General features: G+C 71.5%; 13 protein-coding genes and 1 rRNA gene. 8 read left to right on the plus strand and 6 right to left on the minus strand.

What is annotated here, in order from left to right; translation table 11 throughout:
- The 4 genes from rrf to JNB61_RS00020 all read left to right on the plus strand — a co-directional run.
- A 5S ribosomal RNA gene (gene rrf, locus JNB61_RS00005) occupies positions 1-77 on the plus strand; the annotation flags it as partial.
- 80 nt (positions 78-157) lie between these two features.
- A complete protein-coding gene (gene dapE, locus JNB61_RS00010; protein WP_220338407.1) occupies positions 158-1,234 on the plus strand; it encodes a succinyl-diaminopimelate desuccinylase in 1,077 nt (358 codons plus the stop codon).
- A gap of 77 nt (positions 1,235-1,311) precedes the next feature.
- Positions 1,312-2,439, plus strand: coding sequence for a hypothetical protein (locus tag JNB61_RS00015; RefSeq protein WP_308289033.1), 1,128 nt, complete (start codon positions 1,312-1,314; stop codon positions 2,437-2,439).
- Between the two features lie 95 nt (positions 2,440-2,534).
- The gene (locus tag JNB61_RS00020; protein WP_019179788.1) at positions 2,535-2,708 is read left to right on the plus strand and encodes a DUF3117 domain-containing protein; all 174 of its coding nucleotides are present in this window, start codon (positions 2,535-2,537) and stop codon (positions 2,706-2,708) included.
- Positions 2,709-2,770: 62 nt separating this feature from the next.
- Here JNB61_RS00020 and JNB61_RS00025 read toward each other — a convergent pair whose 3' ends face one another.
- Positions 2,771-3,406, minus strand: a complete 636-nt coding sequence (locus JNB61_RS00025; protein ID WP_220338408.1) for an O-methyltransferase — start codon at positions 3,404-3,406, stop codon at positions 2,771-2,773.
- A 72-nt stretch (positions 3,407-3,478) separates the two neighbouring features.
- Between JNB61_RS00025 and JNB61_RS00030 the strand changes: the two genes are divergently transcribed.
- Positions 3,479-3,859, plus strand: coding sequence for a Sec-independent protein translocase TatB (locus tag JNB61_RS00030; RefSeq protein ID WP_220287092.1), 381 nt, complete (start codon positions 3,479-3,481; stop codon positions 3,857-3,859).
- 12 nt (positions 3,860-3,871) lie between these two features.
- On the opposite strand, the gene JNB61_RS00035 is transcribed toward JNB61_RS00030, so the two are convergent.
- The 3 genes from JNB61_RS00035 to JNB61_RS00045 are packed head-to-tail and all read right to left on the minus strand — an operon-like array spanning position 3,872 to position 6,842.
- A complete protein-coding gene (locus JNB61_RS00035; RefSeq protein WP_220338409.1) occupies positions 3,872-5,023 on the minus strand; it encodes an Mrp/NBP35 family ATP-binding protein in 1,152 nt (383 codons plus the stop codon).
- On the minus strand, positions 5,020-5,547 hold the full coding sequence (locus JNB61_RS00040) for a DUF1003 domain-containing protein (protein WP_220338410.1): 528 nt from the start codon (positions 5,545-5,547) through the stop codon (positions 5,020-5,022). Before JNB61_RS00040 ends, JNB61_RS00035 begins: the two co-directional genes overlap by 4 nt.
- Entirely contained in the window at positions 5,547-6,842 is a 1,296-nt protein-coding gene (locus JNB61_RS00045) for a magnesium transporter MgtE N-terminal domain-containing protein (RefSeq protein WP_159843397.1), read from the minus strand. Before JNB61_RS00045 ends, JNB61_RS00040 begins: the two co-directional genes overlap by 1 nt.
- Positions 6,843-6,882: 40 nt before the next feature.
- Here JNB61_RS00045 and JNB61_RS00050 point away from each other — a divergent pair, with 40 nt between their 5' ends.
- Positions 6,883-7,638, plus strand: coding sequence for a general stress protein (locus JNB61_RS00050; RefSeq protein WP_220338411.1), 756 nt, complete (start codon positions 6,883-6,885; stop codon positions 7,636-7,638).
- The gene (locus tag JNB61_RS00055) at positions 7,635-8,333 is read left to right on the plus strand and encodes an alpha/beta hydrolase family protein (RefSeq protein ID WP_159843399.1); all 699 of its coding nucleotides are present in this window, start codon (positions 7,635-7,637) and stop codon (positions 8,331-8,333) included. The genes JNB61_RS00050 and JNB61_RS00055 overlap by 4 nt, the downstream gene beginning before the upstream one ends.
- Here the strand turns inward: JNB61_RS00055 and JNB61_RS00060 are convergent.
- On the minus strand, positions 8,309-9,550 hold the full coding sequence (locus tag JNB61_RS00060) for a citrate/2-methylcitrate synthase (protein ID WP_220287100.1): 1,242 nt from the start codon (positions 9,548-9,550) through the stop codon (positions 8,309-8,311). The two genes, JNB61_RS00055 and JNB61_RS00060, sit on opposite strands and share 25 nt — an antisense overlap.
- Before the next feature lie 103 nt (positions 9,551-9,653).
- Between JNB61_RS00060 and JNB61_RS00065 the strand changes: the two genes are divergently transcribed.
- Positions 9,654-10,805, plus strand: coding sequence for a citrate/2-methylcitrate synthase (locus tag JNB61_RS00065; RefSeq protein ID WP_220338412.1), 1,152 nt, complete (start codon positions 9,654-9,656; stop codon positions 10,803-10,805).
- Positions 10,806-10,811: 6 nt separating this feature from the next.
- Here JNB61_RS00065 and JNB61_RS00070 read toward each other — a convergent pair whose 3' ends face one another.
- On the minus strand, positions 10,812-12,611 hold the full coding sequence (locus JNB61_RS00070; protein WP_220338413.1) for a gamma-glutamyltransferase family protein: 1,800 nt from the start codon (positions 12,609-12,611) through the stop codon (positions 10,812-10,814).
- Between the last annotated feature and the right edge of the window lies 1 nt (position 12,612).

A 12,612-nucleotide genomic window follows, 5' to 3' on the forward strand; every position in this document is an offset into this window, starting at 1 on the left:
CGAACCCGGAAGCTAAGCCTCTCAGCGCCGATGGTACTGCAGGGGGGACCCTGTGGGAGAGTAGGACACCGCCGGACACCCCTTCACGAAATGGCCACCCAACGCAGGGTGGCCATTTCGCGTTAACGGCGCTATTCCACCTCGGTAGACTCGAGGGATGCCGGCGCTCGATCTGACACTTCCTTCTGCCGAACTGACCCGCATCATCTGCGACATTCCGAGCGTCTCCGGCGACGAGAAGACTCTCGCCGACGCGATCTTCGCCGAGTTCTCCGCGCTCGACCACCTCGAGGTCTACCGCGACGGCGATACGATCGTCGCCCGCACCAACCTGGGCCGTGCCCAGCGCGTGGTGATCGCCGGCCACATCGACACCGTTCCCATCAACGGCAACGTGCCGACCAAGGACATCTCGATCGATGGGGCCGCCTATATCTGGGGGCGCGGCACCGTCGACATGAAGGCGGGCGTCGCCGTTCAGCTCAAGCTCGCCGCCGAGCTCGTCGACCCTCGCGTCGACATCACGTGGATGTGGTACGACCACGAGGAGGTAGACGCCGACCTCAACGGTCTCACGCGCCTGGCGCGCAGTCGCCCCGACCTGTTCGCCGGCGATTTCGCGATCCTGGGGGAGCCGTCGAACGGCGAGGTCGAGGGTGGCTGCAATGGCAACCTGCGCGCCATCGTCCGCACCCACGGTGTGCGCGCGCACAGTGCCCGGGCGTGGATCGGCGAGAACGCGATCCACAAGGCCGCGCCGATCCTCGAGCGTCTCGCCGCGTATGTCCCGCGGGATGTCGCGGTGGAGGGCCTCGTCTACCGGGAGGGCCTCAACGCGGTCCGCATCAACGGCGGTGTGGCCGGCAACGTCATCCCGGACCTCTGCGAGGTGGAGGTCAACTACCGCTTCGCCCCGAGCCGCGACGTCGCGGAGGCGCAGCGCCATGTCCGCGAGGTGTTCGCGGGCTTCGAGGTGGACGTCGTCGATGCCGCTGCCGGCGCCCGGCCGGGACTGGACGCCCCCCTCGCCCAGGAGTTCCTCGCGGCGGTCGGCGCCGAGCCCCGGCCGAAGTACGGGTGGACGGACGTCGCCCGCTTCAGCGCGCTGGGGGTGCCCGCGGTGAACTACGGCCCCGGCGACCCCCACCTTGCCCATCACGACGAGGAGCGTGTGCCGGTCTCCCAGATCGAGGCCGTCGAGCAGGGCCTGCGCGCGTGGCTGGCGAGCAGCTGACCTCATCACCGGTGGTGCGTGCGTCCGCCGCGCGGACCGCTGTGCGAGTGGCGGCGATCTACGTCACCGCGAGGATCGTGACCACCCTGTTCCTCTTCGCGGCGACCGAGCTCTCGAGCTTCACGTCGCGGATGGGCGCGGATGCCCGCCTCGGCGACACCGTCGTCGCGTGGGACGGCACGTGGTATTGGCTGGTCGCGGTATCCGGCTACCCCACCCGACTGCCGCTCACCGACTCCGGGCAGGTCGCCGAGAACGCGTGGGCGTTCCTCCCGATCTATCCGTGGCTCGCGGAGGCGGTCTCCGCGCCGTTCGGTCTCTGGCAGACCGGCGCCCTCATCGTCTCGCTCGTCGCCGGGTACGCGGCATCCGTCGCCCTGTACTACCTTCTGCGGATGCGGCTGGACGAGTCGGCGACGCTCTGGGCTGTCGTGTTCTTCGCCAACGGCCCCCTCGCCGCGCTCTTCCACGTCGGCTATGCCGAGGCGCTCAACCTGTTCTGGCTGTTCTGCGCTCTGCTGGCGGTCGCGCGCCGGCGGTATGCATGGCTGTACGTGCTGATTCCGCTGATGGCCTTCACGCGCCCGGGGGTACTGGCGTTCGCGCTGTTCCTGGCGCTCTTCGGAATCTGGCGATGGTTCCGGCGGGCGCGCGAGCCCCTGCGTGGTCCGGAGATCGCGCACATCGTCGCCGCGGGTCTCCTCGCCGCGATCGCGGGTTTCGCCTGGCAGTTCATCGCGGGATGGGTCACGGGAGTTCCGGACGCGTATCTCGCGACCGAGCTGGCGTGGCGGCGCAACTGGGTCCTCGGGGACGCGACGTTCACGCCGCTCGAGCCTTTCCTCGCGGGGGTGTCGTACTGGTTCGAGACGATGTGGCACCTGCCGCTCGCACTCGGCTACGCGCTCGTGGGCGGGGGGCTGGTGCTCATCGCGGTCGCCCTGATCGCCCTGCCGCAGGTGCGCCGGCTCGGCATCGAGATCCGCCTGTGGAGCGCGAGCTACCTCGTCTATCTGCTTCTGGTGTTCTTCCCGCAGTCGAGCATCTTCCGGCTGCTCGTGCCGCTGTCGCCCCTGTGGGGCGCGTTCGCTGTTCCGCGCTCGCGCGCGTGGCGACTCGGCGTGCTCGTCGCATGCCTCGTCGGTCAATGGTGGTGGATCTACAACATGTACGCCCTGGGCAGCACGAATTGGCAGGTCCCATGACGCCGGATTTCGGATGCCGCTTTCCCCAGGCGTGCCCGGGGCGTCGGCCCTCACGATAAACTTGATGTGCAGACCATCGATGAAAAGGAGCCGCAATGGCAGCCATGAAGCCGAGAACCGGAGACGGGCCGATGGAGGCCGTGAAGGAGGGTCGACTCATCATCGTGCGCGTGCCGCTCGAGGGGGGCGGTCGCCTCGTCGTCTCGGTGAACGACGCTGAGGCCAAGGAGCTCTACGACGTCCTGGGGGGCGTCGTCAACGCCGCGTAATCGCTCGTTGCGCGAACGGCCGGTCCGATCGGACCGGCCGTTCGCGTTTTCTCGTTCACGCCTCAGGACGTGGCGACGGTGGTGAGCTGCAGCAGTCCCTCGCCCGTGATCGACAGCGCGCCGATCACCGCGGGGGAGGCCTGCGTCTCCTGGATGAGCGAGCGATATGCGGTCGTGACCGGGTCGCGGCGCACCGGATCGGCGACCGCGCCGCCGGAGAGCACGCGGGGGACCAGCACCGTCCCGCCGGCGCGCACGAGGCGCAGGCCGTGCTCGACATACTCGATGACACCCTCGGGGTCGGCGTCGACGAGCACGATGTCGTATGACGCCTCGTTCATCCGCGGCAGCACCTCCGAGGCGCGGCCGGTGATGAAACGGGCGCGGGCCGGAGGGATCCGGGCTTCGGCGAAGCCCTGACGGGCGGCGCCGAGGTGCTCGGGCTCCTTGTCGATGGTGGTGAGTGTCGCGCGAGGGGAGCCCTGCAGCAGCCACAGACCCGAGACCCCGGCCCCGGTGCCGATCTCGACGATGTTGAGCGCCTGGGACACGGCGGCGATGACAGCGCACTGAGCGCCGATCGCGGGGCTGATCGGCGCGGCGCCGAGCTCGAGCGCGTGCGCGCGGGCACGCGCGATGTGCTCCGGCTCGTTCGTCGCCTCGTCGACGAACCGCTGGTTCGCGTTCTGCTCTCCCATCGGAATCCTCCGCCCGCCAGCGTACGCGGCCGCGCGGCGCTGGCCGCCCAGGCACGGCGGTAATCTGAAGGCATGATCTTCGGCCTCACGATCGAGAAGCTCCTGCTGATCGGACTCGTCGCGGCACTCATCCTCGGGCCCGAGCGGCTGCCCCGCTATGCGGAGGCGCTCGCGGGGCTGACAAAGCGGGCGCGGGCCTGGGTCACGACCGCGCGGACGCGCGTGCGGGAGGAGATGGGCGAGGATTTCGATGACGTCGACTGGCGCACGCTCGACCCGCGTCAGTACGATCCGCGGCGCATCATCCGCGAAGCGCTGCTCGACGATGCGCCGGTCGCCGGCATCGCGGCGACCCAGACGCAGGCCGCCCCCGTGACGCCGACGACACCGGTGCGCACGCCGTACCGCGTCCCGATCGACGGTCCGACGCCCTACGACAGCGAAGCCACGTGACCGGCAGAGCGCTCAGCGCGGGCGGAACGGCAGAGATCGGCCCGACAGCCCGCGAGGTGTCTGGGCCAGCGTCTCGGCGAGACCCGCGATGGCGCGGGCCGCGGGATCCTCGGGGTGCGCGATGACGGCCGGGGTGCCGGCATCCGCGTCCGTCCGCAGCATCGGGCTGAGCGGCACCGAAGCGAGCAGGGGAACCTCGGCGTCGGGCAGCGACAGCGACGCCGCGACCGCGGCGCCGCCGCCGGTTCCGAACACGTCGATCGTCGTTCCGTCGGGCAGCGTCATCGCGGCCATGTTCTCGACCACGCCGATCACCCGCTGCCCGGTCTGACGCGCGACGACGCCGCTGCGCACGGCGACGTCGGCGGCGGCAGCCTGGGGGGTCGTCACGACGAGCACCTCCGCGTTGGGCAGCAGCTGCCCGACCGAGATCGCGACGTCGCCCGTGCCGGGCGGCATATCGAGCAGAAGCACGTCGAGATCGCCGAAGTACACGTCCGTGAGGAACTGCTGCACCGTGCGGTGCAGCATCGGCCCGCGCCATGCGACGGCGCCGACCGGCGCGTCGCCCTCGGCGCGGCGCAGGAACATGCCGATCGAGATCACCTTCACGCCGTGTGCGACCGGTGGCAGCATGAGCTCGTCGACGCGCGTGGGCTGCGGCACGGTGCCGTCGGCCGCGACGAGACCCAACTGGCCGGGGATCGAGAACCCGTGCACGTCGGCATCGACAAGCCCGACGGCGAGCCCGCGCGCGGCCAGGGCGACGGCGAGGTTCGCGGTGACCGTGGACTTGCCGACGCCGCCCTTGCCGCTTGTGACGGCGATGACGCGCGTGAGCGTCCCCGGGCCGAAGGGCATCTCGCGTGCGCGTCCGCCGCGGAGCCGCTCGGTGAGCGCGTGCCGCTCGGCCGGGGTCATGACGCCCACCTCGAGTGCCACATCCGTGATCCCCGGCACGGATGCTGCGGCCGCGCGCACGTCGGACGCGATCCGGTCCGCTGCCGGGCAGCCCACGATGGTCAGGGCGATCGCGACGCGCGCGAGGTCGCCGTCCACCGAGATCTCGCGGACCATGTCGAGCTCGCCGATCGGGCGTCGCAGCTCAGGGTCGGAGACAGCGCCGACGGCGGCGCGGACGGCGTCCGCGGAGGCGGGACTCATCGGGGGGCGCCGTCTTCGACCTCGGGCGTGCTCTCGAGCTTGTCGAGGAGGGCTCGCAGCTCGGTGCGCAGCGTGTCGCGCGTGAGGACCTGATCGGCGAAATCGTTGACGGCCATGCGGAGTGCGACGACTTCGCGGGCGAGGTACTCGGTGTCGGCGAGGTTGCGCTCGGCGCGCTGCCGGTCCTGCTCGATCTGCACGCGGTCGCGGTCGTCCTGGCGGTTCTGCGCGAGCAGGATCAGGGGCGCGGCATACGACGCCTGCAGCGACAGGATGAGGGTGAGCAGGGTGAAGTTCGTCGCCGCCGGGTCGAACTGCAGCTGCGGCGGCATGAAGATGTTCCAGCACAGCCAGACGGCGACGAAGATCGTCATGCCGATGAGGAAGCCGGACGTGCCCATCGCACGCGCGAACGCCTCCGAGAAGCGGCCGAAGCGGTCGCTCGACTGCTGCGGGGTGCGCTGCAGCATGCCTCCGCGGCCACGGGGCGCGTCGAGCGACGGCCGGCGGGTGTTGCGTGCCATCAGCGCCTCCTCGGAATGCTTGCTGTCGTGGTGGGGACGGATGCCGGGCGTTCATCCTCCTCGGCATCATGCGATCTCCAGTCCTCGGGGAGGAGATAGTCGAGCACGTCGTCGACGCTCACCGCGCCGACCAGCCGGTGGGCGGGATCCACGACCGGAAGCGATACGAGGTTGTACGAGGCGAGCAGACGCGCCACTTCGGCGGCCGATGCAGTCGCCGGCACCGGGTCGAGCGTGTCGTCGATGATCGCTCCCAGGCGCTCATGCGGCGGGTAGCGCAGCATCCGCTGGAAGTGCACCGTCCCGAGCAGGCGGCCGGTGGGCGTCTCATACGGGGGAAGGGTGACGAAGACCGCGGCGGCGAGCGCGGGGTGCAGCTCATGACGACGGATGAGAGCGAGGGCCTCGGCGATGGTCGCGTCGGCGGAGAGCACGATCGGCTCGCTGGTCATGAGGCCGCCCGCGGTGTCGGGGCCGTACTTCAGGAGGGCGCGGACGTCCTCCGCCTCCTCGGGCTCCATGAGCTCGAGGAGCTCCTCGCGCTGGTCCTCGGGCAGCTGTCCGAGGACGTCAGCCGCGTCGTCGGGCTCCATGGCGTCGAGGATGTCGGCGGCGCGCTCGTCGTCCAGCGCCTCGAGGATGTGGACCTGCTCCTCCTCGGGCATCTCCTCGAGCGCGTCCGCGAGCCGGTCGTCCGGAAGCTCCTCCACCACCTCGAGCAGTCGCTCCTCAGGGAGGTCGAGCAGCGTGTTGGCGAGGTCGGCGGGGCGCAGCTCGGAGTACGTCGCCACCAGCTGCTCGGCGGACTGCGCCTCGCCCGGCATCTGGCTCTCGCGCACCGCGTCCCAGGTGGCGAACGTCGTGGGACCCTTGGCGAACGGGGAGGCGCTCGTCTTCGGCTTGCGCAGGAACAGCTGTCCGACGTCCCATTCGCCGAGGCGGTTGCGCTCGATGGCGACGTCCTCGATCACCGCTGTTCCGGAGCCGTCCGCGAAGAACACCTTGCGGCCGAGGAGTTCCGCCATGACGCGCACCTCGCCGCCGCGCTGCTGGAAGCGACGGACGTTGATGAGGCCGGTCGTGATGACCTGCCCCGTCGCGATTGAGGTGACGCGGCCGATCGACACGAAGACGTTGCGTCGGCCCGGGATCTCGACCACGAGCCCGATGACGCGAGGTGGATCGTCTTTGCGATAGATGACGACGACGTCGCGGACCTTGCCGAGACGGTCGCCGGCAGGGTCGAAGACCGAGCACCCGGAAAGGCGCGCGACGAAAACCCTCTGCGTGCTCACACGTCCCAGCGTAGTCCGCGTGCCGTGGGAGGATGGGGAGATGACCATGATGGGAGGGCGCTCTCCGCAGGGTTCCGACGCGGTCGGGCAGACCGTGGCGAGCTTCCCGACGTATGAGGCGGCGCAGAAGGCGGTGTCGTCCCTCATCGCGGCCGACATCCCGGCGCGCGACATCGCGATCGTGGGACAGGGACTCCGCTCGATCGAGCGCATCACGGGCCGACTGGGATACGCGTCGGCCGCGCGCTCCGGCGCCGTGAACGGACTCCTCCTCGGCCTGCTCTTCTCGGCGATCCTGGTGATCGGCTCGCCCTCCGTGCCGATCCAGGCATTCGTCGGCGTCCTCTTCGTCGGCATCGCGATCGGCATGCTGCTGAGTATCGTGGCCTACTCGTTCGTGCGTCGCCGGCGCGACTACGCCTCGGTCATGCAGGTCGTCGCCGACCACTACGAGGTCACCGTCACCGACAACAGCATCGGCCGCGCGCGTCAGGTGCTCGGTCCCCAGTCGGCGGTCACCCCTGCCACTCCTGTCGTGCCCGCCGGTGCGTCGACGCCCCCGCGGCCGGCGCAGCCCACCGAGCCGCCCAAGTACGGCGAGCGCGTCGCACCCGAGCCCGAGACCGAGCCCCAAACCGAGATCGAGCCCGACGGCGAACCCCCTGCCGGCCCCGGCACTCCGGCGACGCCCGAGCAGCCCTCCGGTCCCGATCAGCCCGCCGACTCCGAGCCGACGCCCGGCGCCGGGCACAAGGTCACCGACGCCGAGCGCGCGGACGGCAGCGAGCGCGCATGAGCGCAGACGGCGGCTCCTTCCGAATCGCCGTCGCGCTTCCGACCGGCACGGTCGAGGTATCGGCGGACCTCGTCATGCCGTCATCGGCATGGGCCTTCGCCGCAGTGGCCCACGGCGCGGGCGCGGGGTACCGGCATCCGTTCCTCACCGGCTTCGCGGACGCGCTCGCCGAGGAGGGCGTCGCCACGCTGCGCTTCAACTTCCCGTATGTCGAGGCGGGAAGGCGGATGCCCGGACCCGCCGCGCACGCGATCGCGACGTGGGCGGCGGTGCATGCCGAGCTCTCACAGCGCGCCGCTGGTGCTCCGGCGATCGCGATCGGGAAGTCGTACGGCGGGCGCATGGCGTCGATGGCCGCGGCGGAGGGCGTGATCGACCCGGCCGGCCTCGTGTACCTCGGCTACCCCCTGCATCCGCCGGGGAGACCCGACAAGGCACGTACCGCGCACCTGCCGGACGTGCCGCAGCGTCAGCTCTTCGTCGAAGGGACCACCGATCCCTTCATCGACCCGCACGATCAGCTCGAAGAAGCGGTGGCGTCATGCCGGGCCGCGGAGATCGCATGGATCGACGGCGGCGGGCACTCGTTCGAAGTGAAGGGCCGCAAGCGCCCGGCGGCGGAGATCGCGGCCGACCTCGCACCGATGGTCGCGGGGTGGCTGCGCCGGATTCACTCGGAAGCGGGCCCGACGTAGCGCCCGCGCGGTCGAAGGCGCATCGGGCGTTCGTCGTACTCGTCCAGCGCGTGCGAGATCCATCCGACGATGCGTCCGATCGCGAAGATCACCGACCCCGCGTCGTCGGGCATCTCCGCCCAGAGGGTGAGAGCGGCCAGCGCGAGGTCGAGGTTCGGCCGCACGTCGGCGCGCCGCGCCACCTCCCGTGCGACCGCATCCACCGCGGCGAGCACCGGAGCGCTCTCCGGCGCGTCGCGCAGCAGCTCGAGGAGCACCCTCGCCCGCATGTCGCCGCCGGCATACAGCGGCTGACCGAAGCCCGGGATGCCGCGGCCGCCGTCGCGTACGGCACGCGCGATCGAGATCGCCGGGTCGTCGCCCTCCTGGACGGCCCGGAGCAGCTGCGCAGCCGCACGGCTCGCGGTGCCGTGCAGCGGCGCATCGAACGCGCCGAGCGCGGCGGTGACGATGGCGTACCCGGACGCGCGGGCGGACGCCGCGACCCGCGCGGCGAGGGTCGAGACGGCGAGATCGTGGTCGATGACGAGCACCAGCGCCGCATCGAGAATACGGGACCCGCCCGGGCGATCGTGCCGGCCGAGGGCGCGCCACAGGGTCTGCGCGACACCGTGTCGCTCGCCGCCGTCAGCATGGGGCACGCCGCCCTCGCCGTGGGGCTCGCCGGCGCCGGCGAGAGCGGCGGGCAGACCCGTCACGAGTCGCGCTCCCACGCGCACGAGCTGTGACGGATCCGGATCGTCGCGCAGGGGGTCGGTGGCCGCCAGAGCCGCCACCGCGACGAGAAGCCGGTCGAGGGGCGGGGCCGTCCGTCCGAGCGCCTCGATCGTCCGCCGGGCGACCGTGAGGTCGGCCGGCGACGGGCGGCGCAGTGCGGAGACGTCCCACAGCCACATCACGACCTCTTCGAACGACGCGTCGCGGGCAAGTCGGGCCGCCGACCGTTCGCGATAGTGAAGCTCGTCGTCGTCGACATGGGCCAGTCGGGTCTCGAGCACCATGAGCGGGGTGCCGGGAGTCGGCGAACCGGGGGCGATACCGGGTCGGCGGCGGCGCCGGCGCGCGAACGCCTCGACCTCCAGGGGATCGAACGACGAGCCCGCGGCATCGCGCTCGCGCGACAGCAGCCCGCGCGATACGTAGGCGTACAGGGACTCCGGCTTGACGCCGAGGCGCGCGGCCGCCTCGGCTGCGGTCAGTCGAGGCAGGTCGCTCATGATGTTGATCCGATCAAGATTGACGAAAGCATGATCAAGTCCTCACACTGACTGTAGCGGGAACGACCGGCCGTTGCGGCCGGAACCCCAGCAAGGAGCCGACATGAAAAGGACGACACGCCCCACTCCGATCGACGCGCCGCGCGGCCTCGCCGGCGTGATCGTCGCCGACACCAGCGTGAGCGACGTGCGCGGAGCGGAAGGCTTCTTCCAGTACCGGGACCGGTCGGCGATCGAGCTCGCCGAGACAGCGAGCTTCGAGGACGCGTGGCAGCTCCTCGTCACCGGGGATGCGGTGACCGATGCCTCGCGCCCGGCGTTCGCCGCCCGCATCGCCGATGCCGCCACCGCACGCACCGCCGACCTCGATGTCGTCGTCGACGCCGTGTCGTCTGCGACACCGGACGTTCTCGCCGGGCTCGCGGCCGCCTGGCCGCTGCTCGGCGCGAGGCGCAGCATCCGTCCGCTCTACGATCTCGACCACGACGACCGTCTCGCCGATGCGATCGCGCTGGCTGCAGCGACGCCGGTGCTCGTCGGTGCTCTCTGGCGGCGCAGTCGCAAGGAAAGCGCGCTGGCTGTGCTGGAAGATCGAGGTGTCGTCGCGAACTATCTGCACCAGGTCACCGGCGTCGTGCCGGACCAGGCGACCGAGAGCGCTCTGACCGCGTACCTGATCGCCGTGATGGATCACGGCTTCAACGCGTCGACGTTCACGGCGCGCGTCATCGCGTCGACGGGAGCGGATGCCGCGGCCTGCCTCGTCGGCGCCCTCGGGGCACTGACCGGACCTCTGCACGGCGGGGCGCCGTCGCGAGCGCTCGACGGCCTCGACGCCGTCGGCGCCCCCGAGCGCATCGAGCCGTGGATCCGCGGCGAACTCGCCGCCGGTCGGCGCCTGATGGGCTTCGGCCATGCGGTGTACCGCACGGCCGACCCGCGTGCCGAGCTGGTGAAGCGCGTCGCCCGGCGCACGGGCGGCCCGCGCGTCGAGCTCGCGCTGCGATTCCAGGAGACCGCCGAACGGCTGCTGGCAGAAGCGAAGCCGGGCCGCGAGCTGCACGCCAACGTCGAGTTCTGGGCGGCGCTGGTGATGGAGCAGTGCGGGATCCCGCGAACGATGTTCACCCCGACGTTCGCCGTCGCGCGCACGATCGGGTGGACGGCGCACATCCTCGAGCAGGCGCGCGATCCCAAGATCATCCGGCCGTCGGCGCGGTACGTGGGGCCCGCGGTGCGGGTGCCGGCCGCCTGAGCGGGACTATCGCCCGGCGGCGTATCCCTGCATCCCCCGCGGATTCGCCGCGGCCCACAGGACGCCGGTGCCGGGGTCCCGCCCCGCGGCCGACACACGGCCGAGCGCCCACTGGCCCGCCCGCGTGACACGGTGGCCGCGGCGCTCGAGTCCCTCGATCACCGCATCGCCGAGCCGGTTCTCGACCACGGCGCCCGCGGGGGTCCAGGTGCGGGGCCAGAACGACTCGGGCATCGAGGTCGTGTGCAGCGCGGGCGCGTCGATCGCCTGCTGCGGTGCGAAGCCGCCGACGATCATCCGCAGCAGCGCCAGCAGCTGCCACTGATCCTGCTGGTCACCCCCGGGGGAGCCGATGGCGAACTCGGGCGCGCCGTCGCGGAGCACCAGCGTGGGCGTGAGCGTGGTGCGCGGACGCCTGCCCGGCATGAGCGAGGACGGATGCCCCGGCTCGAGCCAGGTCATCTGCAGCCGGGTGCCGAGGCAGAACCCCAGAGCGGGAATGGTCGGCGAGGATTGCAGCCAGCCGCCCGACGGGGTCGCCGAGACGACGTTGCCCCACCGGTCGATGACGTCGAGGTGGCAGGTGTCGCCCTTCGTCTCGCCGGTCTTGGACACCGTCGGTTCGCCGGTACCGACAGCGGGGGCGTCGTAGCCGGTGCGCAGCGGCGGTCGGAACGGCGTGCGCCCGGGCAGCGCGCCCGGACGATACTCGCCCGAAGCGGCTGCCGTGATGAGCGACCGGCGCTCGTCGAGATAGTCCGCGGACAGCAGCACATCGAGGTCGACGTCGTCGTCACCGAACCACGTGTCGCGGTCGGCGTACGCGAGCTTCTGGGCCTCGAGGATCGTGTGCGCGCCCGCCTCCTGCGACGGGTCGAGCAGATCGTCGTCGAGAGGCTCGAGCATCCCCAGCGTCTGCAGCAGGGCGGGCCCCTGAGTCCATGCCCCCGCCTTCGCGATGGTGCGACCTCGGAACTCACGGCTGACGGCCGATTCGTACCCGGCTTCGAAGGCGGCGAAGTCGTCCGCGGTGATGACCGCGGCGTGCAGGCCACCGCCTGAGTGCCGGTGAGGCTGCGCGAGGAACGCCGCCGCCTCGTGGGCGACGATCCCCGTCTTCCACTCCCGCCGCGCGGCGTCGATGCGGGCCGCACGCCCGACCGGGCCGTCGTCCCGCACGGTGCAGGTCGCGTGGACGAGGGAGTCCAGCACTGCCGCGTAGGCCGGGTTGCGGACGATGCGACCGGGGGCCGGGATCTCACCGTCGGGTGTCCACAGATCGGCCGACGTCGTCCAGTCCTCTCGGAACAGGTCGGCGACCCGGGCGATCGTCGCGGCCGCGCCCGCCACGAGGGGATGGCCGTCACGCGCGTAGCCGATGGCGTAGGCCAGGACGTCGGAGAGCTCCCAGGTGCCGTGGTCGCGCAGCAGCAGCAGCCATGCGTCGACCGCTCCCGGCACGGCGGCCGCGAGGCCCCCCGCACCGGGGGTGAGCTCGAGTCCCTCGCCACGATAGTGCTCGATGGTGGCGCCCGCGGGAGCGGGACCCTGGCCCATGAGCACGGTGGGGGCTGCGGCATCCGCCGTCTGGAAGATGGCGACGAGATCGCCGCCGGGACCGTTCAGGTGAGGCTCGACGACGTGCAGCACGAAGGCGGCGGCGACCGCGGCGTCGAAGGCATTGCCCCCGCGCTCGAGGACCCCCTGCGCGGTTGCGGTGGCGATCCAGTGGGTCGACGCGGTCATGCCGAACGTGCCCGTCAGCGTCGGGCGCGTCGTGAAGGACGACGGAGAGCTGTACGCCACG

It is taken from the genome of Microbacterium ureisolvens, assembly GCF_019511645.1.
GTDB classification, from domain to species: Bacteria; Actinomycetota; Actinomycetes; order Actinomycetales; family Microbacteriaceae; genus Microbacterium; species Microbacterium ureisolvens_A.